Here is a 22,777-nt window from a genome sequence, read left to right on the forward strand (position 1 = left end):
CTAATGGAAATATTTACGAAAGTCAACTTTTATGCAGCCAAAAAAAGAAAAGCGGGATGTCCGCTTTTCTTATACATAGACTGGCTGAACAGGAAGAACAGATTCGACTTCTTTTATCACATTCCATTCTTTTTCATCGCCCGCAAAAATGCTGATCGTGCCGCTGTCGCTGTTTGATCTGATCAGACGTCCGATCCCTTGGCGAAGTCTTAGCAGCATGTAAGGAATGTCTACTTCGCGAAAGGCGTTTTCCACGCCGCTCCGCTTCGCTTCAAACACGGGATCATGCGGCGGAAATGGGAGCGACCAGATGATGACATTTTGAAGCGGGTCTCCGGGAATATCGAGCCCTTCCCATAGATGGACAGAGCACAAGACGGATTCTTCTACCGTTTGAAACTTTTCAACGATTGTACTGATTTCTTCATCCCCTTCAAAGTAAACGGGAAACGAAAATGATTCCTGTGCAGTCCGGCGCTTGAAGGACAGAAGCTCTTCAAAAGACGGAAACAGGATCAGCGTCTTCCCTCCAGATTCTTTGATTGCACGGATTGCCGCTTTTTCTTTCGCTTCTTTTTCCTCGATTTGATGGATGTACACTTTCATCTGCTCTTCATAATCGTACGGCGAATCGACGGTAAATGATAAGTAATCGCGGATCCCGAGGCTGGTCGCCAAATAATCGAACGATCCGTTTTCCGATAATGTCGCCGATGAGAAAATAAACGGAATCTGCTTGGAGAACACCTTTTCTCCGAGAACTTCAGAGACGGTTCTCGGCATGACGACGAATGTCGACTCAAGCTCTTTTTGTTCAAGCCAGCTGATCGCATTTTTCCTGTAGAGCGAAAGGGAGTAAGCCATCTGTTCTAAATACTCTTCGACAACAGTTAAAGCGTACTGGTCGATCGTGTACAGCTCGCCCTCAAAAACGAGCGCCTCTCCGATTTTTTCAAGCAAATCATACAGCTCGGCGGCCGCTTTTTTCACATCGGTATCGTCTTTGATGCGCATGCGCTCAGAGCCTTCTGCTTTTTCGGCATTTTCCGTAAGCAAACCGAAAAATTCGTCGTTGGCGCGAAGCGCTTCTTCGACAAGCTCTGCAAATTCTTCTCTGATGTCATTGCCGAGCAGGCGCTCAAGGAACATTTCGAGCGTGGATTGTTTCACCCTGTATGTCAGCGCTTTTTGGGCCGCAAACTCGAGCAGATGCCCTTCATCAAAAACCACTGCGCTGTGCTCCGGCAAAAGCGGAAGCTGGCCTTCCCGCTTTCTCGCCTCTTCCGTCCAAACGTGCTCCATATAGAAATCATGGGAACAGATGATGAAATCGGTTGATTTTCGATAATGGTCTCTTGACAGTGTGAGCCCGCAGCGGTGCCTCATATCACATGTAAGACAGTCCTGAAAAGAGTCGTAACCGATTTCAGACCACTCATCGTTTGATAAAGACGAATTCTCTTTTCGGTCGCCGTACGGATAAAAAGCCTGCATGCCCTGCGATTCGTGAACGAAAGACGGCAGACTTTCGTAAAGGTCAAGCCATTTTTCATCATCAGAGCGCTGCATCGTTTTCTCCAGTTTTTTCAAACATAAATATTGATCATGCGACTTGCTGAGCCTTGCGTCGATCGTCAGGCCTAAATGCTCGGAAATTTTATAAATGTCGCCTTCTTTTTTGACGAGCTGTTCGATCAGCGTCTCATCCGCGCAGGCGATGACCGCCGGCTTGCCCGTATACCTGGCATAGCTCAAGGCAAACAGAAGATAGACGAGCGTTTTTCCGGTGCCGACGCCGGCTTCCGCAAACATGACCTTCTTTTCCTTAAATGCCCGCTCTAATTGAAAAGCCATGAATATTTGCTCATCGCGCAAATCAAAGCCTTTTTCAGGAAGAATATCGTAAAATACATCACCGATCCAATTGTTCAGTTCTTCATAAAAGTTTTTTGTTTTTGTTAATGAAAAAGGCAGACGAGATGCTGTCACCCTGCTCCAACCCCCAACTATCGAGTTTTCAGAACTTCTATCCTATCACTATGATTCAAGAAATTCAACAAGAAAGATTTGAAAAAAGGAGCAGGAAGCCTCTCTCAACTATTTCCGGTAAATCGAATGCGTCAAAAACGGATGATCTGTCGATTCCATATGGCTGATCGCGTTTTTCAATTCTTCCTTTGCATATGTAAGGCGCTCTTCGCCAATGTCCTCGAGCTGGCTTTCTGACGTCTCCAGCGCTTTTTGAATCATTTGAATATGATCGCTGTTCAACATGAAATCACCTCTTTTCAAATCGAATAATCCCGAGTATATGCAGGATGAATCGTTTTTATACAGGCTGATTTTATGTTTTTTCTTTCTATACTCTTAGGGCGGACCGTTTTCGCAGCGGTCAAACACCCTTTTTTCAGTCAAACAAAAAGCTTAACACCAGATAACAAGGACTGTGTTAGACAATGTGCTCTTTATCCATCATAAAAACCCAGTCTATTCCATTTTTCTATCATATCCTGTAGGGACTTAAAATTTATAGACTAAAGGTGGAGAGTACATGTATTATTATGAACCGGCAAAGAAAGATTATTGGGATTATGATTATGATCCTTACAAGAAGGATCACGACTATTGCAAAAAGGACTTTTACTATCATGAGCCTTGCAAGAAGAATTACTACTATCACGAGCCTTGCAAAAAAGACTTCTATTACCATGAACCTTGCAAGAAGGATTACGATTATTGCAAAAAGGATTATGACTACCATGAGGATTACAAAAAAGACTACGATTACCACAAGCCTTGCAAAAAGGATTACGATTACTGCAAAAAGGACTTCTACTACCATGAGCCTTGTAAAAAAGACTATGATTACCACAAGCCTTGCAAAAAAGACTGCTATTATGAGCCGCGCAAAAATTGCTATGATTCGTCTTATAAAAAGAAAAATGATTCATGGATTTATTAGTGAGTCGATGTTTTGCCATGCGCTTTTAAGGGGCTAACTCCGAGCGGGCGCGAATTCAATACGCCGTTCAGCGGTTCCGGCTATGGAAAGAAAAAAGGCTGCCGTTTTACATGGCAGCCTTTAAACTTCACTTTTCTTTGTTCGGTTTTGGCGGCCTTTTCCCCCAATACTGGTAATAGTCCGTCTTAATAAAACCGTTAAAGAGCTTCCGTTTTTTCGTTGCTTTTTTCCCGTAGCACTCTTCAAAACGCTCGTTTGATGTCAGCATGTAGACAGACCATGTATCAAGCTCGGCAAATGCTTTGCCCATATCCTTATACATGGCTTCGACTGCTTTCTTTTCACCGAGGCGTTCCCCGTACGGCGGATTTCCGACAATTACGCCGTATTCCTCTTTCGTCCGAAAATCCTTTACCTGCATTTGCTTAAATTCGATGAAATCGGCGAGTCCAGCTTCCTCGGCGTTTGCCTTGGCGATTTCGATCATGCGATGATCCAGGTCATACCCCGAGATTGAAAGCGGCTGATCATAATTCGCTTTTTCTTCGACTTCCAGCCTCGCTTGATCCCACACTTCTTTACCGATCCATTCCCATCTTTCAGATGCAAAATCCCTGTTGAAACCCGGGGCGATATTTTGGCCGATCAAAGCGGCTTCGATCGGTATCGTACCCGAACCGCAAAACGGATCGACGAAAGGCCTGTCAGGCGTCCAATTTGTCAATAGAATCAAAGCTGCAGCAAGGGTTTCTTTCAGCGGCGCTTCCCCTTGGCCGGTTCGATATCCCCGTTTATGAAGCCCGGCTCCGGATGAATCAAGCGTTATGACCGCTTTGTCTTTTAAAAGAGAGACTTCAATTTTGTATTCCGGCCCTGTTTCCTCAAGCCACTCGCCCTGTGTCTGATATTCTGATTTCAGCTTCTCGGCGATCGCTTTTTTGACGATGCGCTGGCAGTCCGGCACGCTTGCGAGCACTGATTTAACAGACTTTCCCGTCACGGGGAATGACGCGTGTTCAGGAAGATAGGCGCTCCAGTCGATCGCTTTTGTCTTCTCAAATAGCTCGTCAAAGGTCTTGGCTGTAAATTCGGCAGCCTGCACTTTCACCCTGTCAGCGGTTCTCAGCCACAGATTGGCTCTGCAGATGGCGAGGGCATCGCCTTCAAACACGACTTTACCGTTGTCAACTGTACAATCATATCCAAGGTCGCGCACCTCTTTGGCGACGATCGCTTCAATTCCCATCGGCGCTGTTGCGATTAATGTATAGGTTTTCATTATATCACCTGTTTTTATGTATGTTTTTTACATGATAAAAGCTCTCCTACCTGCGGAGAGCTTATACATTGTCATCATCATAATAGTGTGTAACGTTCTGTAAGCCATGTTTTGTTCCGTCGTACTGCCGTCGGCTGCTAAGCCTCGTACTCGGGTGGTAATCATCTATCTACAGAGTCAACTCTGTCCTTCCTTCCGTTCATTTCCGTCCAGAAGGTTCCCCTACCAAAATTTGGGTTTCTCGCTCGAGGGGTTTACCGCGTTCCACTCTCACCATTTCTAGTGAGACTTCGTCACTGTGGCACTTTCAAGGATACTCAGCCATATCCATAAAGGACGTAGGCTTTTTTCCTGCCGTCAGCCTTCTGCAAGGCTGCCCTAGCTTATGACTTCGCTAGGCACGAACACTACGGGCATCTCAGCACCGTGCGAGCATGGACTTTCCTCTACAGATGTAAAATCTGCAGCGATTACCCGAACGTTAAGACATCCACTATTATAGCTTAGTTTGTTCTAAAGGGCAAGCGGTTTTCATCAATCGTATAATTTGCTTCCAAATACATGTTTTTCCAAATTGGAAAGTCGTTTTAGAATATCAAAATTGGTCGTATTTGATTGAGCCGGCTGTCGCTTGTTGGCTTCTTCAAGCTGTTTTTTCAACTGCAGGTTTTCCTGCTGCAATTCTTCGATTTCCTGATGGAAGGCTTCATAGTCCTTAATAACCATGTCCAAGAATTTGTCAACGTCTTCCTGCTTGTAGCCTCTGACTCCTGTTTTGAATTCTTTTTCCAAAATTTCTTTAGCAGAAAGCTTCACTTTATCAGCAAGCATCTTTTTCACCTCATATCGTGAATCATCATCTTATATTTTTTCAGAAAACGTGTGCAATGTCAAATTTTCTCTTGCACTTTTTACTCTTCGTAAAAGCTGCATTCTTCAACAGTGACTCTCAAGTCATCCATCGTAATCGTGTAGATCGGAAAATCGCGTTTTTCCTGAGCCTTTTTTGCTTCATTCAGCATATACACAGGCGAGCCTTCGATTTCTTCATCGTACAGAATCAATAAGCCATCCGCCTTTTCGATGAAGAACCGGTTTTTTTGTTTGAATTGCACCGGGCTTTCGTACGGCCTGTGTGTCAAGCTTTCAGTGAAATCGCTGGCTGCGAGCACGGCTTCATACTGCTCTTGATTTTTCTCGCTCCACTTCTTTTCCTGTTCCAAAAACGGAGTGATGACCGCCACTTTCAAGTCGGGATATTCTTCCTGCAGCGAAAACGCGACTTCCGCCGCCCATAGTTCAGTCCCGAGCTGGCCCGAGATAAGGACCCATTCCAGGCCTTCCTCAAGGAGAGCGATCATCCGGTTTTCAAGCGCTTTTTTTATGTAGAACAGGGCCTTGTCATCGTGTTTGAAAATCCCGAGTTCAAACGGCTTGTACCCTGTAACGGCCAATACTTTCATTATGATCACCTGCTAAAAAATGGGGCCGTATTCCGCCCCATTTTTTTAAAAATATTCTGTTAGTCACGTTCAATCCGGCGCTCGTTCATCCTGACAAAACTTCCGAAAAACCTTTTTAGTAAGGCCCCATGCCCATTCCAGGTCCCGGCATCCCTCCAGGCCCAGGCATCATTCCTGCTCCAGGGCTCACGAAGTGCTGATGTGACGCCTTGTTGACAGCTGATTGAGTTTGCGGGTAGTAATGAACATGCTGAAAATGCTGATGGTTGACATTCGTTGTGTGCTGCGGGTGAATGTGCGGTACGACGGTTTTGCTGTGCGTATGGTTGTAGCAGCATTGAGTAGGATGAACAATCGGCGCCATTACATGCGGTTTACAGTGCATGAAAATTCCCCTTTCTTTAAGCTTCTATATACACTATTAAACTATGAAGCAGGGGGTAAACATGTACTAATATAAAAACCTATTTTAAAAGTAAGCCATAAAGCTTTCCTTGAAATTCGTCATGATCAATACGATAAACAATACGACGACAAAAAACAGATAAAACAGCCCCTTATACATATCGACGCTCCCTTCAAACGATTCTAACGCTATTTTACAAGAAGCGATCGGTTTCTACAATTCATAACGTGCTTGAAATGTTTGGCTTTCGAAGATCGTCGTTTTCTGCGCTTGCCCGGGGAATATTTCGTCCGTATTTCCTTTCCAGCCGCTCGCGCCTTCTCAAGAGGCCGGCCATTTCTTTTTCGGTCAGCTCAAACTTTTGTGAACCGTGCTGCTCCAGCAGGTTTTCCGCTACCTCAAGAGCGGCCCGAATATCCCGCTTTCGATGTTCAAAGTATTTGGCAAGTTCGATGCCTGCGCGCCAGGCGGTTTTTCCGTCTTCTCCATTTTGGAGCTTCAGCCAAAGGGCTGCGGCTTCTTTTAGCATGCCTTGTTTTTTATACTGCATGGATAAATCGAATGATGCGCGTTCAGAATGTTCAAAAGGTTTTTTTTCAAGCTCTTGCAATTGCGCTGTCGCAAGCTCTGTCTCCCGGTTGGCGAGGAGCCATTTTGCCATCGCGTACTTTTCGTTTGCTTCCGCTGTCTGCTCCGGAGTGAGGATTTTCTTCGATAAATGGATGTAAAGAGTGATTAAAGAAAGCACGTCAAGCTCATTATGGCGCAAAACGCCTTCAATGATTTCCGGCCGTTCCTCCTTTAAAAAATGAAAATACATCATCGGCGCCAGATAGCCCGGCGTATCTTCAGTTCTTACAACGCCCAGCTCTTCCTTTTCCACCGTCCCTAAGGAAACGCGGTCAAATTTATGCTTCCAAAGGCGGCGGGATCCGTGCAGCAGGTCAAAGTGGCCGAAATCCGGAAGCTTTGGGACCCTGTCGCGGATCAGCGTGTGCCTCGTTTTCACCTGGGGCCAGTCGAACGCTTTGCCGTTATAGGTGACAAGAGACTGAATATCGACTTCACTCAGAAAGCTGTGATAGAGGGCGGCTTCGTACCCCGGCTTTGGCAGCAGATGCTGTTTGACGACTACGCGGTCGTCATACACCCTTGCATGGCCGAGCAAAAAGATCGCATTGCCGGCCCCGCCTCCGAGACCGGTCGTTTCCGTATCAAAGAAGAAGAGCTGGCTCGGTGTGTACCCTTTGCTTGAAAGCGAATGGGAAACGGCGCTGTTGTTCCATCGCCTAACCGTCTCATGCAGCTCAGAAAACGCGTAATGACCATGAACATGAGTCAACGGGTAAACGACTTCCCTGATCAGGCAATAGCATTCCTCAAACACATATGGTTTAACACCGAGTTCGGCCCATTCTTTTTCAAAACTGACGGACAAGGAAGTCAGCTTATCTGCGGGAGGTTCCGTTTTTTCTTCTTTCGCTTGATTTCCCAGGTGATGCTTATAGCGATTAAGTTTTCGTTTTAAAGACATTCCGCTCAACCTTTCCAGCCTTTTAAAAGGCGCAGAGCATTGTTTTTTGTCTGATCGCCGCCGCTCACTCCTATGCAGGAAGGGCATCCTGACTCACACGGACATCTTGAAATCAGCCGATGCGCTTCACTGATGATCTCGGGCATTTGTTCATACACTTTTTGTGAAAGACCCACTCCGCCGGGATAGCGATCATACAAAAAGATCGTCGGCTTTTCGTTATGAACGGCTTTGATTTGCGGAAAAACATGCAGATCAGATGGATCGCACATCACTTTTAAGGCGGCTACATGCCCAAGAACGTTTGCAGTCCCAAGCAAAGCCTCTTCCAATTTGATGTCATTCCAATTTTGCCGCTCACTATCGTTCACCTGCACCCAAGCCGCATTGGTATGCAGCTCCTCTTCAGGCAGATGAATCGGTCCTGAACCGATATTTTCATGCGTCTCAAATTTTATTTTCTTAAAAATCGTCGCTTTTGCCTGAACGGTCACATCCCCAAAACCGAACGCTGCGGTTTCCGTCTTTTTCTCCTTGTCAACCTCGAGAACTCTCAGCAAGACGGCAAGATTGGCATCGGTATAGTAATCAACTTGAACCTCGCGGACAAACGCCTTTTTCTCCTCCCAGTCAAGCTTTTCCACCTGGTATTGGATGCCTTGATGCAAATAAATGGCTTCATCGTGAAGAAGCGTCATGGCGCTGAACCTGTCCATTTCCCCGATTACTTTCGCCTTCTCGCGTCTTGACTGATCAATAATCACAACATTTTCCTGAGAAGCCGATCTTAAGCTGATGCCGTGCGCGGGAAAAGCGTCATTCATCCAGTGGTACGTATTCCCGGTTAAGTGGAGGACCCTTTCTTCTGCCAAGTAGTCAAGAATATCCTCAATTTCGATACCGCCGAATGTGTCCGTTCTTTTGAATGGCAGTTCAAAGGCCGCGCATTTGATATGATCGACGAGAATGACCAGGTTGTCCGGGTTAATGACGGCAGTCTCGGGATTTTGTTTAAAGAAATAGTCCGGATTCTGTACGATGTACTGATCGAGCGGGGCGGAACTTGCCACCATGACAATCAGCGCTTCGTTGTGCCTTCTTCCGGCGCGGCCGGCCTGCTGCCAGGCGCTTGAGATCGTTCCAGGATAACCGGTCATGATGCATGTCTGCAGCTGTCCGATGTCAACGCCCAGTTCGAGTGCATTCGTGCTGACAACGCCTTTGATGTCCCCGCTGCGAAGGCCTTTTTCAATGACGCGCCGCTCGTTCGGCAGATAGCCGCCCCTGTACCCCTGAATCGAATGCGGGCCGACAATCGGCTTCATCACTTCCTGCAAGTATGTCAATATAATTTCCACCCGAACTCTGCTTCTTGCAAACACAATCGTCTGAATGCCGTTTTTTAGAAATTCGGATGCGAGCTTTCTCACTTCAAGGGTCGCGCTTTTTCTGATGTTAAGGGAACGGTTGACCATCGGCGGGTTGTAAAATAAGAAGTGCTTTCTTCCCGACGGGGCGCCGTTGTTTGAAATCAGGTGCATCGGCTGCCCCGTGAGCGTCTCAGCGAGCTCCAATGGATTGGCGATCGTCGCGGATGTACAGATAAACTGCGGCTTGCTTCCATAAAATTCAGCAATCCGCATCAGCCGTCTGATGACATTGGCTACATGGCTGCCAAAGACTCCCCTGTATACGTGAAGCTCATCGATGACGATGTATTTCAGATTTTCAAACAATGACACCCATTTTGTATGGTGAGGCAAGATCGCCGAATGCAGCATATCTGGATTTGTAATCACGATATGGCCCGCTTTTCTGACTTTCTGCCTGATCGAAGGCGACGTATCTCCGTCATATGTATAACAGTTGATCGACGCACCGATTTCATCGATTAATTCATTCAGTTCGCTTTTTTGGTCCTGCGACAATGCTTTAGTAGGAAAAAGGTATAAGCTGCGCGCATCTTGGTCTTCTGTGATCCTCTGAATGACGGGCAGATTGTAGCAAAGCGTCTTCCCAGATGCCGTCGGCGTCACAAGCGTCACGTTTTTGCCGGCGGCGCTGTGCAGAAATGCGTCGGCCTGATGGGAATACAGCTTTTCTACCCCTCTTTGCTGTAAAGCATGCACGATTCTCTTATCTAAACCTTCAGGAAAATCGCGGTAATCCGCTTCTTTTCCCTCGATTGTATGCCAATGAACAATTTGCCTGCTGAAAGCTTGGTCTTCTTTCAGAAGCTGAATCATATCTGTCAAATTTCGTTTTTGAAACAACGCTGTCACCTCTCCCTTCTATTTTAGCGAATGTCCGTTCGTTCTGAAAGAGGTGATTTCCTGACAAAATGAAAAAGCAGAGAAGCGCTCTCTGCTTTTTTCTTTTACTTTACTTTAAGCTCCATGAGCTTTGTCTCGCTTTTTTTCGCTGCTGCCTCTTCATGTTTTGTGACGCGTTCCAACACATCGCCGTTCATAATGACGATCGGCGTAATTGTGCTGCTCGCTTTTTCCTTGATCAGTTCCAAATCGCATGTTATTAAAGGATCGCCGACTTTTACTTTGTCTCCTTCTTTGACATGGGCTGTGAAACCTTCGCCTTCCATTGCTACGGTTTCCAGACCGATGTGAATCAAGAGCTCCACGCCGGACAATGAACGAATGCCGATGGCGTGTTTTGTGTGGAACAGCTGGATCACTTCCCCGTCGACAGGCGATACGATCTCGCCCGCGGAAGGCTCGACAGCCATTCCGTCACCCATCATCTTTTGAGAGAAAACGGGGTCAGGAACTTTTGAAAGTTCCAAAACTTGTCCGTCAACCGGTGAAAAAACGGTTTCTTCTTTCACTTCATCTTGTTTTTGACCAATACCGAATAATTTTTTCAGCAATACAGTGGGCTCCTTTCAAAACGCCTCTTTATGATGGCTATTAAAAGAGGAACAGGTTAAATACCAAATCGTTGGATTCCCCACTATTTAACCACACTTTCAAATTCCCATCAATGAATAACCATATGAAGAGCCCCTGCATAAGCTGAAAATAAAAAATCGAGGGTGATGAAGAATGGATTTTAAGGAAAACGACAATCACTCGCTCAGCAAAAAGGACGAAATTCAAGAAGCTGTTGAACAGTTGTTTTACAACTCGCCTTTCCACGATATTTTAAATTCATTCCAAAAACTCATATCAGACCAGCTTCAGAATTCCACGATTTCCATGAATATCAGAGAGGATGATGGGGCGCTTTACGTCGATATCGCCGTTCCTGAATCGTTTCAAAATGGAGATATTATGATTGAAGCGAAATCACGGTATCTTCATATCGCCTTGAAGGAGAAACAAGAAAGCGGCGGTTCTTCATCATTTACAAGCCTGTCCAGAACCGTTCTGCTCCCATACCCTGTCCGTGAAGAAACAATGAAGACGTCGTGGAACCGAAATGTCCTCACGGTCTCATTTTCGGAGCAAAAAAAGCATGAATGACCTTCATCCATGCTTTTTTTATTTGAAGAATCCCATAAACCCTTTGGCAAGCGCTCCGACCTGATTGACCGTGCTCACCATCTGGCCTGCGGTGTCCATCATTTTGCTGAAATCAATCTGCCCGTTCTTTTTTTTGAATTGCGACAGAAAGCTTTGAAACTGTGACGGCTGATGGAGATTAGGCCGCGGCGAAGGGTATGGATGCTGATAAGGAAATCCCTGAAACGGCGGAAGCGGCTGCATTTGCTGCTGAACAGGCTGATGATAGACTGAAAACGGGTCCAAATTCTGCTCAATCGGCTGCTGATATGGCTGCGGCCGCTGTGCAGGATGGGCGTACGGAACGCTTTCCTGGCTGAAGTACGGCTGAACGGGATGATAGGCCTGATGGTTTTGCTGATAGGCTTGAATATGCGCACCAGGGCCGGAATAAGGATATACGGCGGATCTCCTCTCTTCCATCTTTCCTCTCCTCCTATAGCCCTTTTTTATAAGTGTATGATATAGAGGCATTTCTCGTTCCAAAGGTTCTGTCACAAGTTTGTCAAAAAGTGTCGAAAATTTTAATATTTGAAAAACAGAAAAAAGTCGAATTGTTATGGTACTATATTATTAATATAAAAGGAGAGGGGATGCACCATATGAACGTATCATACTTAAGAAATTGTTTTGCCGAGATGAAACAGTATGAGACAGACTGCATGAACAAACTGATGGATTTCGCTAAGTTTTTGTATATCCAGGGACATCTGACATTAAACGAATTTCGCACAAGTATGAAAGTTCTTGAAGCGAATGGCGCACAGCACCCTGCTTATGATATGAATACGGACGCCAGCTAAATAACAGCCCTCATAAAAAGAGAAGACCGGGATTAGGCCCGGTCTTCTTTTAATATATCGTCTTCTACGTTTTTGAGCGTGTAGAGGACGGATTCCGTCAGATCTTTAAAGCGTTTTTTATGAATTTTGCAGAAATAGGACTGCATGAAAATTTCATTCGCATTTTCCTCAACCGAGTTGAGCTGTTCTTCGTAAATGTATTTTGGCCGATTGGCCTTGATATAAGACAGGCTTTCCGCCAGCCAGCTTTTCACTGTTTGTTCGAACCTCTCGACAGAAGGTTTGACAACCTCGAAAAAATCGTATTCCGTCCCTTCCTCTTTTCCCTTTCTATATCGTTCTTCCGCTTCTTTTACAAGGCGGATTAAATCCTGTGTCTGTATAAGAAGAGATTGTGTATCCAATTTTTTCACCTCGGGTTTATCGTACCAAAGGAAGACGGCCGTTACAACGAATCCGGCTTAAGCCGTCTCTACCCCGGGCTCCACTCCCATTAACGTGCTGTTTAAACATGAGCTGAGTTCTGCCAGCTCTTTTTCAATCAGATCGAGCCGTTCGTTCCAGGCAGACTGCTTTTCCTGCTCCGTCCGGCGTACGGCTTCTGTCAAAGCCTTCTCCGCAGACGACATGTCTGATTCCGTTTCCAAAAGCATTTGAAGGACCGAGTCTTTGCTTGCAAATCCGTTCATTTGCTTCCCTCCTTTTTGATGGCCTTCTATGCATTCTCCCTTATGCGCACTCTCTCCTCCACAGCTGACAAAACTAGAAGCAAACCGCCAAAGAAACTCATTTTCCAGCCAAACGCGCCGCTTTCGACAAGTGATCTTGCGAAAAATGGTATGATCAGCGCTTTTTTGCAAAATCTAAAAAGGTAAGGAGGTGCCCGCTGTGGAAAACAATAAAAAGAAATCACCTGCGAAAACAAAACCAGATGCTAAACAAACAGACACACTGGATAAGAAATTAGGCGGACCTAACCGCCCGTCTACTTAAAAAGCAAGGAGAACCCTTGCTTTTTTCTGTTTTCACCTCTTATTCAGCCAATGCTCCAGCGAAAACAATGCCTGCAGCTGCCTTCTTTTTTGAAAATACCAATCGGTGATTTCGATCGTTTTCGGCAGTTTTTCATCTTTGAACATCGCCTCCCTCTTTCCTCCGCGAAACCAATCGCATTTTAATCCGTCTAATGAATGGGCAACAACGGGATAACACGTTCTCAAAAACGGCGAGGTTCTGATTTTAACCCCTGCCCAGCGCTCCATATCAAAGCGCGACCCGGTATGCGGAACACATGATGTAAAATGAAAAAAACCGGGGAAAAGCTCAGGCGAAAACAGCAGCTCGCTTAATTGCTTGCCGAGCTTGATCCTTTCCTTTAAACTGGTGAAGCGTTTGACAGACACACCGTAAAAAACGCCTTCAACCGTCGGGAAAATGACCGTGTTGAAGTGAAACCATTCACACAGCTGAAAAGGAATCGTCTGAAAAACATTCTTTTTAAACAAAGGATTTTGTATAATAGGAGTTTGGATAGTGTTTTGTTCATTTATAATGAGAGCGTACATGAGCCGCTTTTGATCGCGCTCATGCCAGAACCGCTCCCACTCCGTTTTCATAAATGAAGACACGCCAAATGAGGAGAGCAAATGAAACAGCGGCTGGCCAAGCTGCTTGGACCAATGGTATAGCAGGAGCTGCGGATAGGCGTCTGAAAAGATCAGCCAGTTCGCTCTCTCATACGCTAAAAACAGCCATTTCTGCTGAAAAGCCGTAAGTCCGAGCTCGAATAAGCGCCCTTTTAAATCGGTCATCGACCAGCCGGCATTCCGGGAAACAAATGAAGCCAAAAGCGACCACTTGATTTCAGGATGGCGGTCAAAGTAGCGTTTGTAGGCATTTGTCCGTGAGATATTGTCCTTGTTCAGTTTTGCGGTCAGCTCTTGAATGCGGCTCGTCAGCTCCGCCGCGGAAAAAGTGTTGTGCAAGATCAGCCACTTCCGTTAGTATCCAGATTTTTTGTAAAAGGAGGATGAAGAAAGTGATTCGTTACCCGAACGGCAAATCCTATCAGCCGAAAACAGCTGCCTCATCCTTGCAAAAGAAGCCGTCGTATTCCAATCGCGGCATGACCCTCGAAGATGACCTGAATGAAACGAATATGTATTATCAATCTCATTCGATTGCGGTCATCCATAAAAAACCGACACCTGTACAGATTGTCCAGGTCGATTATCCGAAGCGAAGCGCTGCGGTTATCAAAGAAGCATATTTCAAGCAGTCGTCAACTACTGATTATAATGGGGTTTATAAAGGCCGCTACATCGATTTTGAAGCGAAAGAAACAAAGAGCCGAACCTCGTTCCCGCTTCAGAATTTCCACGATCATCAGATCGAGCATATGAAGCAGGTTGTGGCGCAAGACGGCATTTGTTTTGTTATCATATCCGCTTTTGAAGAAATTTATTTTTTGGAAGCAGAAAAATTATTTTATTTCTGGGAGCGGAAAAAGCAAAACGGCAGAAAATCGATCCGAAAAGACGAGCTTCAGGAAGCCGCTCACCCCATTTCACTTGGATACTCGCCAAGAATTGATTATATTAAGATTATTGATCAGTTGTATTTTTCGCCATCATAAATTATGATTTTAAAGTCATGTGAGCGGAAAGGTTTAACTACGAAAGGTTGAGATGTTATGTCAGATCAATTTAACAGCCGCCAGGAACGGCGAAAAGCCCAGCAGGGCAAAAGCAGGTCTAATACTCATTCTAAACCCAAGAAAAAGAAAAAAGCAGGATTGTTTAAGAAAATTCTTTTATCCATTTTAATCATCGGTGTTATCGGCTTGATTGCCGGGGGCGTCACTTTTGCGGTGATGGTAGCGGACTCGCCGTCCCTTGATGAAGCAAAACTGAAGACACCGTACTCTTCTACCATCTATGACAAAAACGGAAAAGAAATCGCCGAAATCGGTTCGGAAAAACGGACGTACGTGTCGATTAAAGACATCCCGGATTCCGTCAAAAACGCATTTCTTGCAACGGAAGACGCCCGTTTCTATGACCACCACGGCGTCGACCCGATCCGGATCGGAGGAGCGCTTCTGGCAAACTTCGAAGGCGGATTCGGTTCTGAAGGCGGAAGTACGATCACACAGCAGGTCGTCAAAAACTCCCTTCTGTCACATGAAAAAACGCTGAAACGGAAAGTCCAGGAAGTCTGGCTGTCTTTCCAGCTGGAAAGAAAATACTCAAAAGACGAAATTCTTGAAATGTATTTAAATCGGATTTACTTCTCGCCGCAGGCCTACGGTGTCGGAAAAGCGGCTGAGCAGTTCTACGGGGTTACAGATCTAAACGACTTAACGGTCGAGCAGGCCGCAACGCTTGCCGGCATGCCGCAAAGCCCGAATAACTACAACCCGATCAAACATCCGGAAAAAGCCGAGAAACGGCGCAATGTCGTGCTGAGCCTGATGAATAAACACGGCTTTATCTCTGACGCAGAGTACAACAAAGCGAAAAAAGTAGCCGTCACAAAAGGCCTTGTATCTCCGAAAGAGTACGCAAAAACAACGTCCAACAAATACAGCGCGTTTATCGAGCAGGCCGTCGCCGAAGTGAAAGAAAAAGCGAACGTCACTCCGGGAACGGACGGACTGAAGATTTACACGACGATTGATACAGACGCACAGGATTATGTGGATGAGCTGATGGACGGCGATTCTATTCAGTATACCGAAAAAATGCAGGCCGGCCTCACCCTGCTCGATACGAAAACCGGAGAGATCCGCGCGCTCGGCGGCGGACGCGACCGGAAAGCAGGCGACTTTAACTATGCAGTAGATACTAAACGTCAACCCGGTTCAACGATTAAGCCAATCCTTGACTACGGCCCTGTCATTGAGAACAAGAAATGGTCGACGTATGAACAGATTAAAGATGAAGCATACACGTATTCAACTGGAGATCCGATTAACAACTATGACAGAAGCTACAGAGGCTGGATATCGATGAGAGAGGCGCTGGTCGATTCTCGAAACATCCCGGCTTTAAAAGCGTTCCAGGCAGCCGGCAAAGACAATATTGTAAAATTTGCAGGCAACCTTGGCCTTAACATAAATTCAGATGACTTAGTGGAAGCTTATGCAATCGGCGGCTTCGGAAATGGTGTGTCGCCTCTGCAAATGGCCGGAGCGTACAGCGCCTTCGGCAACAACGGCTACTACAATGAGCCGCATACTGTTACCGCGGTGGAATTCAATGACGGCACTAAGCTTGATTTGACGCCTGAATCAAAGGCTGCCATGAGCGATTATACCGCATTTATGATAACGGATATGCTGAAAAGCGCTGTTCAGCGAGGAACAGGAACAGCGGCTCAAGTCCCCGGCGTCACTGTAGCAGGTAAAACGGGTACGACGAACTTTACCGAGGACGACATTAGAAAACACGGCATAAATCGAAACGGAGCGAGAGATTCATGGTTCGTCGGCTATACGCCGCAATATACCGCAGCGGTCTGGACCGGTAAAGAAGGCTTTAATTCGCTGAGCCAGAGCGAACAGCAAGTCGCCAAGCTCCTATTCAAAAAACTGATTGCCAAGGTGGACAACGGCAGCGGCTCATTTGAAAAGCCTGACAGCGTCGTTGAAGCGACCGTTCTAAAAGGCTCGAACCCGCCGGTGCTCGCCAGCAGCAACACGCCTAGCGATAAAAAAGTCACTGAGTACTTTGTAAAAGGCACACAGCCGACGACCGTTTCGAAAAAATATGAAGAAAAAGAAGATGCCGACAAGCCGTCAGGTTTGAGCGCAGAGTATGATGAAGCATCAAAGAGCATTAAGCTTTCATGGTCATATTCCGGAGACGGTGATGTATCCTTTAAAGTCAAACAGTCTGTTGACGGAGGCGGATACAGCGAAATTCAAAACAGCAGTGCGAAAGAAGCCGTCATACCGAATGCAAAAGAAGGATCCGTCTACAGATTCCAAGTCACTGCCGTTACCGAAGATGGTGAAAGCGACCCTGCTTCTGTAACGCTTAAAGTCAACGCGGCTGATGAGGATGAGTCAAAAACGGACGATGAAAAGAAAGACGATGACGAGAAGAAGCAGGATGCTGATGATGATCAGGACAAAGACAAACAAAATAACGGCAATTCAAATCAGCCGAATGATCAAAATCCAGGAAATTCCGATCAAAACAATCAAAATCCGGGAAATTCAGACCAAAACAACGGCAGAAAAGATGATGACGCCGATGATCAAGACAACGATCAAAATAAAGATAAAGATAAAGACAAAAACAAAAATCCGGATCAAGGCGCCAACACAGGTGATCAACAAACAAATTCCAACGGTCAATCAACCGGCACCAATTGATCAAAAAAGCCACTCACAATTTAGTGAGTGGCTTTTTTATGATTCATGGCAACATATTTATAAAATTGCTTTTTCATTTCCGTAAACAATTCGTCAAGCTGGATAAAACAATGGTACTGCGTCGGTTTCAGCAGGATGAACTCGAGCCGTTCCGTCCAGTTCATCGGCTTTGCTCCAAAATCCTTCCGGGTGATGATCTCCCAGTTGAGACTTTTGACAGGCTCCCCCATCGTCCAGTGGAGGCTTGCGATCAAGCAGCACACCCCGTTGAGCATGTCATCCTGGCTGCACCTTGATTTTCTCGTTTTAAAGACGGGCAGAAGCTTTTCTTTTGTGCGTTCCCATTCTGCAAACAGAAGCGGGACCCATTCTTCCGCATGCTCCCAAGGCTTGTCCTCTCCTGCGTCTTGAAAAAAATCATAGCAGAGCGGATTTTCAGAAAGTACCGCAAGCCTTTCGCCGGATTCCGGCCTTTTCTTCCGCAGCGTTTTTTCGTATTCGTCCAACAGTGAAACGCTTGTCACAGCAGCTTCACCAGCCCTTTTTTATATCGTTTTTGCCCTTCCCTGCACAGAGAAAACAACGGGCATTCTTCGCATTTCGGTCTTTGCGCCTTACAGTGATAGCGGCCGAAAAAAATCAAGCGGTGATGAGTGACGGACCACTCTGATTCAGGCACTTTTTTCATCAGCGTCTTTTCAACTTCCATGACCGAATCCTTCCATCTGCAAATGCCGAGCCTTTTTGAAACTCTTTCCACATGGGTGTCGACGGCAATGGCAGGAACGCCGAATGCCACGGAAACGACGACATTAGCGGTCTTTCTTCCGACACCCGGAAGTTTCACCAGCTCATCGCGGTCTCTCGGCACTTCACCTCCGTAGTCTTCCAGAAGCATTTTGCACAGCTTTTGAATATTTTTAGCTTTGTTGCGGTATAAGCCGATCGATTTGATGTCCTGCTGCAGCTCTTCAAGCGGAACTGCAAGATAATCTTCAGGTTTTTTGTATTTTTGGAAAAGCGTTTTCGTCACTTTATTGACAAGCGCGTCTGTGCACTGGGCCGATAAAGCGACAGCGATGACAAGTTCAAACGGATTGTCATGGACTAATTCGCACTCTGCATCCGGAAACATTTCACCGATTGTGTCTAAACAAAACTCGATCTGTTTTTTTGTTAGCATGTCTTCACCTTTCACTTTATTGTTCAAGCCAATTGTAAAAAGGAACCTGTCTTGTATACTCCTTTTGCTCATTTTGCCGCGGAGCGGTCTTCCGCCTGAATCTTTGGCTGTAGTTTACGGCTTGTTCGACTGTTGAAACGCCGTTTTTCTTCCACTCAAACAGAATCCGGTCAATGTAGCGGAAATTTAATTTTCCTGATATGACGGCTTCTTTGAGAGCTTGTTTGATCAGCTGTGCATCGTGATGATCCTGGTCAAGCCAGATGCTGAGCGTCTCGCATTCCAGCGGAGAAAGCGGTCGTGCAAACTCTTCTTCAAAGATTGTATAAAGGCTCTTCTGTTCGCCTTCATTCTGTTCGGCGAGTTTTTTCTGCTCGGCCATTTCTAAAAGCTCAAACAGCTTGCCCCAGAGAGGTTCGAGCGAATATTTTTCAAATTTAATGCCGTTCTGGTCTTCGCATTCTTCTATATAGATGAAGCCTTTTTGAATGAACATTCTCAGCATATTCATGCATTCTTCGGTTTCAATCGACATCGTCTTGCTTAATTCCTCCGGCGTCGGAAAAAAAGAACCTCTTTCAACATGCATTTTAATGTTTAAGAGCAGCATGAATTCTGTCTCGTTTAAGCCAAGCTCCCGATAGTTCATAAAGAGCAGATTCGGAATGGTGACAGCTCCCATATCCTGCATCTTAATAAAGTGCTGTTTTTTCATTCGATACACCTCTTACCTTCCAGTATATCATGGATGACTGTGAAAAAGTCTCCTGCAATCAGGAGACTTTTTTCTTAAGGATATAAGCGATTTAACAGTCTTGGGAACGGAATCGTTTCGCGGACGTGCGGAGAGCCGCAGATCCAGGCAACCGTCCGTTCAAGTCCGAGTCCGAACCCTGAATGCGGAACTGAGCCGTATTTTCTCAGCTCTGCATACCATTGATAAGCGTCCGATTCTAAACCGTGCTCTTTCAGGCGCGCTTCGAGAAGCTCGAGATCATGAATCCGTTCAGATCCGCCGATAATCTCGCCGTAGCCTTCAGGCGCAATCAAGTCAGCGCACAATACGACATCTTCCCTGTCAGGTGCAGGCTGCATATAAAACGGCTTTAATGATGTCGGATAGTGTGTAATAAATACCGGCTTGTCATAGCTTTCAGCAATCGCCGTTTCGTGAGGAGCGCCGAAGTCATCGCCCCATTCAATATCGTCAAAGCCTTTCTCTTTTAAGAACTGAATTGCTTCATCATACGTGATTCTTGGGAAAGGCGCTTTGATAAGCTCCAGCTTGGAAGTGTCTCTGCCGAGCGTATTCAGTTCTATTTTGCAGTTTTCAAGCACGCTTTGGACGATAAAAGAGACATAGTTCTCTTGAACTTCAAGGTTTTCGTTGAATTCGACAAAAGCCATTTCCGGCTCGATCATCCAGAATTCGATCAGATGGCGCTTCGTTTTTGATTTCTCAGCTCTGAAAGTCGGTCCGAATGAAAAGACTTTTCCTAAAGCCATTGCAGCAGCTTCCATGTAAAGCTGGCCGCTTTGCGAAAGGTAGGCATCTTCGTCAAAATACTTTGTCGCAAAAAGCTCTGTCGTTCCTTCGGGTGCGCTTCCCGTCAAAATCGGAGGATCGACTTTAACAAAGCCTTCCTTATTGAAAAATTCGTATGTAGCGCGAATAATCTCGTTGCGGATTTTCATCGTTGCATGCTGCCGTTTTGAACGGAGCCACAAATGTCTGTGATCCATCAAAAATTCTGTTCCGTGTTCTTTAGGTGTAATCGGATAATCTGTCGCTTCATGGATGACTTCAAGCGACGTCACAGCAAGCTCGTAGCCGAGAGGCGAACGCTCGTCTTCTTTGACGACGCCTTTTACATATAATGATGTTTCCTGTGTTACAGACTTAGCGGTTTGAAATGTTTCTTCGTCCACTTCCGCTTTGACGACGACTCCTTGGATAAAGCCTGTCCCGTCTCTAAGCTGCAAAAACGCAATTTTGCCGCTTGAACGTTTGTTGGCGATCCAAGCGCCGATTGTTACTTCTTCACCAACATGCTTGTACACTTGGTTTATTGTTGTTTTCACTATCGTTTCCCTCCAAAACACGAAAGAATTCGGTCAAGCCATCATTCTTTCTGACGTCCATAACGTATATTATACCTTTTTTAAATCGATCAGGTCAATGCAGGTTGTGTGCATGAAAAAAGCGTCCGCCTGCGGACGCTTTTTAATTTCTAGCGGCTGCGATTCACGACAAAGCGGCGGATGCGTTCAACCGCTTCTTCCAAAAGTGACAGGGATGTCGCATACGACAGACGGATGTTGTCCGGTGCGCCGAACCCTGAACCAGGAACGATCGCAACCTTTTCTTCTTCCAAAAGCGCTTCGGCGAATTCATCAACGCTTGAAAAGCCGCACGATTCTGCCGCTTTTTTTGCATTCGGGAACAAGTAGAAGGCTCCTTCAGGCTTCAGGCATGTTAATCCCGGAATGTCAACAAGCAGTTCATACACCTTGTTCAGCCGTTCTTCAAAAGCTTTTCTCATCTCCTCAACAGGCTCGTTTGGCCCATTGTAAGCGGCAATGGCTCCATATTGAGCGACAGATGTCGGATTTGACGTGCTGTGGCTGGCTAGGTTCGTCATCGCTTTAATGATCGGTTCGCTGCCTGCTGCATAACCGATTCTCCAGCCGGTCATGCTGTGTGACTTGGAAACCCCGTTGATGATCACGGTTTGGTTTTTAAGTTCTGGAGAAAGCTGTGCAATGGATACATGTTTTTTTCCGCCGTAAATCAGCTTTTCATATATTTCATCAGATACGATTAAAACGTTGCGTCGAAGGCATACTTCACCGAGAGCTTTGAGCTCTTCTTCCGTATACATCATCCCTGTCGGATTGCTTGGGGAATTGATGATCACAGCCTTCGTTTTTTCTGTGACGGCTTTTTCGAGCTGCTCCGGAGAAATCTTGAAGCTGTTTTCCTCAAGGCCTTCCACAAACACAGGTTTGCCGCCTGCAAGCTTGACTTGTTCAGGATAGCTGACCCAGTACGGAGTCGGAATAATCACTTCGTCCCCTTCGTCGAGGAGCACTTGAAATAGGGTGTAAAGAGCATGCTTTGCACCTGTGCACACAATAACTTCCGATTGGCTGTATTCAATTCCCTGATCGCGCTTGAATTTATCGCGGATGCTGTCTTTCAGCGCCGCAAGACCGCCGGAAGGCGTGTATTTGGTATGTCCTTCGTTCATCGAACGGACAGCCGCTTCAATGATGTGCTCAGGCGTATTAAAATCCGGCTCACCTGCCCCAAGACCGATGACGTCGTGCCCTGCCGCTTTTAATTCTTTTGCTTTTGCAGTGATTGCCAATGTTGCAGATGGTGTTAACGCTGATACTCTTTTAGCTAGATTCAACTCGATTTCCCCCTGTTTCGTCTAAGGCGTAATATTTTTGTGAATTTTTCCGTTTATAAAGTCCACATAGCTTAAACTGTACTGCCCATCTTTATTTAAGTATGTAACTTCCCACAATAGAACATTGCCTTCCCTTGCAAGGTGCACCTCTTTAAGCTCAGACATCAGGCCCTCATCCTGAACAGCTTTTGCAGCCTGGCGGCCGGTAATGCCGGCTGATGCTTTTTTGTAAAGCGTTTTCTGCTTTTTGTCAGCAGGCACCCAAACATACATTTTGTCGCCTTTTTTGTCTGCCCCTGTAACAATGTACTGCTTTTCTTTACCGACAAACGTCTCCACGCTGTCAACTTGTTTTAAGCCGGCTTCCTGCCTGGCTGTTTCGGCAGCCTGCTCGTGGCCGTTTTCTTTCTGATCCATTGCCGTACGGTAGACATTCGCTCCCGCAAGAAGTGCTGTTAAAAAGATAATACCAAATATCAGTATGAAAATTAATGTTTTTTTGCCCATTTTCTGCTCCTAAGTACGATAAATCGTAAAAATGGCCTGTTTTTGGTCTTCTTCATCGAGAGCGAGGCCGAACATGAGATCATCGCGTTTGAGCGTACGGTTCAAAAGATCAACGATTTTATACAGGTCTTCTGAGTGCTCGACGCTTACAGTAGATAGAATTTCGATTTTGTTTTCCATTTTTCAAATACCTCCGAACGAAACAATAATTGTAATTCATACTCTTTGTAGCAAAAGCCATACTAGTTGTTACAACGGGATATCCGTTTAAATAAACAGCCTAAAAAATAAAACCTTAATCCACACCATTTAAGAGCCGCTTTATG

26 protein-coding genes and 1 other RNA gene are annotated in these 22,777 nt (G+C 45.8%); 6 read left to right on the forward strand and 21 right to left on the reverse strand.

What is annotated here, in order from left to right; all coding sequences use genetic code 11:
• Positions 1 to 69 precede the first annotated feature (69 nt).
• On the reverse strand, positions 70 to 1,989 hold the full coding sequence (locus tag MKY62_RS11650) for an ATP-dependent DNA helicase (RefSeq protein ID WP_003182868.1): 1,920 nt from the start codon (positions 1,987 to 1,989) through the stop codon (positions 70 to 72).
• 108 nt (positions 1,990 to 2,097) lie between these two features.
• On the reverse strand, positions 2,098 to 2,274 hold the full coding sequence (locus MKY62_RS11655) for a hypothetical protein (protein WP_003182870.1): 177 nt from the start codon (positions 2,272 to 2,274) through the stop codon (positions 2,098 to 2,100).
• Between the two features lie 277 nt (positions 2,275 to 2,551).
• Here MKY62_RS11655 and MKY62_RS11660 point away from each other — a divergent pair, with 277 nt between their 5' ends.
• Positions 2,552 to 2,962, forward strand: coding sequence for a hypothetical protein (locus MKY62_RS11660; protein ID WP_003182871.1), 411 nt, complete (start codon positions 2,552 to 2,554; stop codon positions 2,960 to 2,962).
• A 127-nt stretch (positions 2,963 to 3,089) separates the two neighbouring features.
• Here MKY62_RS11660 and MKY62_RS11665 read toward each other — a convergent pair whose 3' ends face one another.
• The 8 genes from MKY62_RS11665 to MKY62_RS11700 all read right to left on the reverse strand — a co-directional run bounded on the left by MKY62_RS11665 (position 3,090) and on the right by MKY62_RS11700 (position 10,528).
• Complete coding sequence (locus MKY62_RS11665; RefSeq protein ID WP_003182872.1) at positions 3,090 to 4,241, reverse strand: class I SAM-dependent RNA methyltransferase; 1,152 nt, start codon at positions 4,239 to 4,241, stop codon at positions 3,090 to 3,092.
• A 95-nt stretch (positions 4,242 to 4,336) separates the two neighbouring features.
• Positions 4,337 to 4,723, reverse strand: an RNA gene (gene rnpB, locus MKY62_RS11670) — RNase P RNA component class B.
• Positions 4,724 to 4,775: 52 nt separating this feature from the next.
• Entirely contained in the window at positions 4,776 to 5,072 is a 297-nt protein-coding gene (gene gpsB, locus MKY62_RS11675; protein ID WP_003182873.1) for a cell division regulator GpsB, read from the reverse strand.
• A gap of 80 nt (positions 5,073 to 5,152) precedes the next feature.
• Positions 5,153 to 5,704: a DUF1273 domain-containing protein gene (locus tag MKY62_RS11680; protein ID WP_003182874.1), complete on the reverse strand. Its 552-nt coding sequence runs from the start codon at positions 5,702 to 5,704 to the stop codon at positions 5,153 to 5,155.
• A gap of 115 nt (positions 5,705 to 5,819) precedes the next feature.
• The gene (locus MKY62_RS11685) at positions 5,820 to 6,089 is read right to left on the reverse strand and encodes a CotD family spore coat protein (RefSeq protein WP_003182875.1); all 270 of its coding nucleotides are present in this window, start codon (positions 6,087 to 6,089) and stop codon (positions 5,820 to 5,822) included.
• A 241-nt stretch (positions 6,090 to 6,330) separates the two neighbouring features.
• Entirely contained in the window at positions 6,331 to 7,644 is a 1,314-nt protein-coding gene (locus MKY62_RS11690; RefSeq protein ID WP_003182877.1) for a ribonuclease H-like domain-containing protein, read from the reverse strand.
• A 5-nt stretch (positions 7,645 to 7,649) separates the two neighbouring features.
• The gene (locus MKY62_RS11695; RefSeq protein ID WP_003182878.1) at positions 7,650 to 9,917 is read right to left on the reverse strand and encodes a DEAD/DEAH box helicase; all 2,268 of its coding nucleotides are present in this window, start codon (positions 9,915 to 9,917) and stop codon (positions 7,650 to 7,652) included.
• A gap of 104 nt (positions 9,918 to 10,021) precedes the next feature.
• Positions 10,022 to 10,528 (reverse strand): PTS glucose transporter subunit IIA, encoded by a 507-nt coding sequence (locus MKY62_RS11700; RefSeq protein WP_003182879.1) that lies wholly within the window; start codon positions 10,526 to 10,528, stop codon positions 10,022 to 10,024.
• 175 nt (positions 10,529 to 10,703) lie between these two features.
• On the opposite strand from MKY62_RS11700, the gene MKY62_RS11705 reads away from it, so the two are divergent.
• On the forward strand, positions 10,704 to 11,123 hold the full coding sequence (locus MKY62_RS11705) for a hypothetical protein (RefSeq protein WP_003182880.1): 420 nt from the start codon (positions 10,704 to 10,706) through the stop codon (positions 11,121 to 11,123).
• 18 nt (positions 11,124 to 11,141) lie between these two features.
• On the opposite strand, the gene MKY62_RS11710 is transcribed toward MKY62_RS11705, so the two are convergent.
• Positions 11,142 to 11,585, reverse strand: coding sequence for a YppG family protein (locus MKY62_RS11710; protein WP_003182882.1), 444 nt, complete (start codon positions 11,583 to 11,585; stop codon positions 11,142 to 11,144).
• A 179-nt stretch (positions 11,586 to 11,764) separates the two neighbouring features.
• Between MKY62_RS11710 and MKY62_RS11715 the strand changes: the two genes are divergently transcribed.
• Complete coding sequence (locus MKY62_RS11715) at positions 11,765 to 11,965, forward strand: YppF family protein (protein ID WP_011198064.1); 201 nt, start codon at positions 11,765 to 11,767, stop codon at positions 11,963 to 11,965.
• A gap of 32 nt (positions 11,966 to 11,997) precedes the next feature.
• On the opposite strand, the gene MKY62_RS11720 is transcribed toward MKY62_RS11715, so the two are convergent.
• Entirely contained in the window at positions 11,998 to 12,369 is a 372-nt protein-coding gene (locus MKY62_RS11720; protein WP_003182887.1) for a YppE family protein, read from the reverse strand.
• 57 nt (positions 12,370 to 12,426) lie between these two features.
• Positions 12,427 to 12,654 (reverse strand): YppD family protein, encoded by a 228-nt coding sequence (locus MKY62_RS11725; protein WP_003182890.1) that lies wholly within the window; start codon positions 12,652 to 12,654, stop codon positions 12,427 to 12,429.
• Between the two features lie 199 nt (positions 12,655 to 12,853).
• On the opposite strand from MKY62_RS11725, the gene sspM reads away from it, so the two are divergent.
• A complete protein-coding gene (gene sspM / locus MKY62_RS11730; RefSeq protein ID WP_009328007.1) occupies positions 12,854 to 12,958 on the forward strand; it encodes an acid-soluble spore protein SspM in 105 nt (34 codons plus the stop codon).
• 32 nt (positions 12,959 to 12,990) lie between these two features.
• Here the strand turns inward: sspM and MKY62_RS11735 are convergent, their stop codons facing one another.
• Positions 12,991 to 13,923, reverse strand: coding sequence for a DUF2515 domain-containing protein (locus MKY62_RS11735; RefSeq protein ID WP_026080760.1), 933 nt, complete (start codon positions 13,921 to 13,923; stop codon positions 12,991 to 12,993).
• Positions 13,924 to 14,003: 80 nt separating this feature from the next.
• Here MKY62_RS11735 and recU point away from each other — a divergent pair, with 80 nt between their 5' ends.
• Both recU and MKY62_RS11745 read left to right on the forward strand, forming a co-directional pair.
• Positions 14,004 to 14,600: a Holliday junction resolvase RecU gene (gene recU, locus MKY62_RS11740; RefSeq protein WP_003182896.1), complete on the forward strand. Its 597-nt coding sequence runs from the start codon at positions 14,004 to 14,006 to the stop codon at positions 14,598 to 14,600.
• Between the two features lie 57 nt (positions 14,601 to 14,657).
• Entirely contained in the window at positions 14,658 to 17,345 is a 2,688-nt protein-coding gene (locus tag MKY62_RS11745) for a PBP1A family penicillin-binding protein (protein ID WP_003182898.1), read from the forward strand.
• A 20-nt stretch (positions 17,346 to 17,365) separates the two neighbouring features.
• Here the strand turns inward: MKY62_RS11745 and MKY62_RS11750 are convergent, their stop codons facing one another.
• From MKY62_RS11750 to MKY62_RS11780, 7 genes are all read right to left on the reverse strand, one after another.
• On the reverse strand, positions 17,366 to 17,830 hold the full coding sequence (locus tag MKY62_RS11750) for a YpoC family protein (protein WP_202604373.1): 465 nt from the start codon (positions 17,828 to 17,830) through the stop codon (positions 17,366 to 17,368).
• 35 nt (positions 17,831 to 17,865) lie between these two features.
• Positions 17,866 to 18,528: an endonuclease III gene (gene nth / locus MKY62_RS11755; protein ID WP_003182903.1), complete on the reverse strand. Its 663-nt coding sequence runs from the start codon at positions 18,526 to 18,528 to the stop codon at positions 17,866 to 17,868.
• 16 nt (positions 18,529 to 18,544) lie between these two features.
• Complete coding sequence (locus MKY62_RS11760; RefSeq protein ID WP_003182905.1) at positions 18,545 to 19,243, reverse strand: DnaD domain-containing protein; 699 nt, start codon at positions 19,241 to 19,243, stop codon at positions 18,545 to 18,547.
• Positions 19,244 to 19,317: 74 nt separating this feature from the next.
• Complete coding sequence (asnS, locus tag MKY62_RS11765; protein WP_003182907.1) at positions 19,318 to 20,610, reverse strand: asparagine--tRNA ligase; 1,293 nt, start codon at positions 20,608 to 20,610, stop codon at positions 19,318 to 19,320.
• 149 nt (positions 20,611 to 20,759) lie between these two features.
• Positions 20,760 to 21,944, reverse strand: a complete 1,185-nt coding sequence (locus tag MKY62_RS11770; protein ID WP_003182909.1) for a pyridoxal phosphate-dependent aminotransferase — start codon at positions 21,942 to 21,944, stop codon at positions 20,760 to 20,762.
• Positions 21,945 to 21,965: 21 nt separating this feature from the next.
• The gene (tseB, locus tag MKY62_RS11775) at positions 21,966 to 22,451 is read right to left on the reverse strand and encodes a cell wall elongation/penicillin-binding protein regulator TseB (RefSeq protein WP_003182911.1); all 486 of its coding nucleotides are present in this window, start codon (positions 22,449 to 22,451) and stop codon (positions 21,966 to 21,968) included.
• 9 nt (positions 22,452 to 22,460) lie between these two features.
• Positions 22,461 to 22,631: a YpmA family protein gene (locus MKY62_RS11780; protein ID WP_003182913.1), complete on the reverse strand. Its 171-nt coding sequence runs from the start codon at positions 22,629 to 22,631 to the stop codon at positions 22,461 to 22,463.
• Positions 22,632 to 22,777: the final 146 nt, after the last annotated feature.

Origin of the sequence: Bacillus sp. FSL R7-0646 (assembly GCF_037969865.1) — a bacterium.
In the GTDB taxonomy this organism is placed as follows: domain Bacteria; phylum Bacillota; class Bacilli; order Bacillales; family Bacillaceae; genus Bacillus; species Bacillus licheniformis.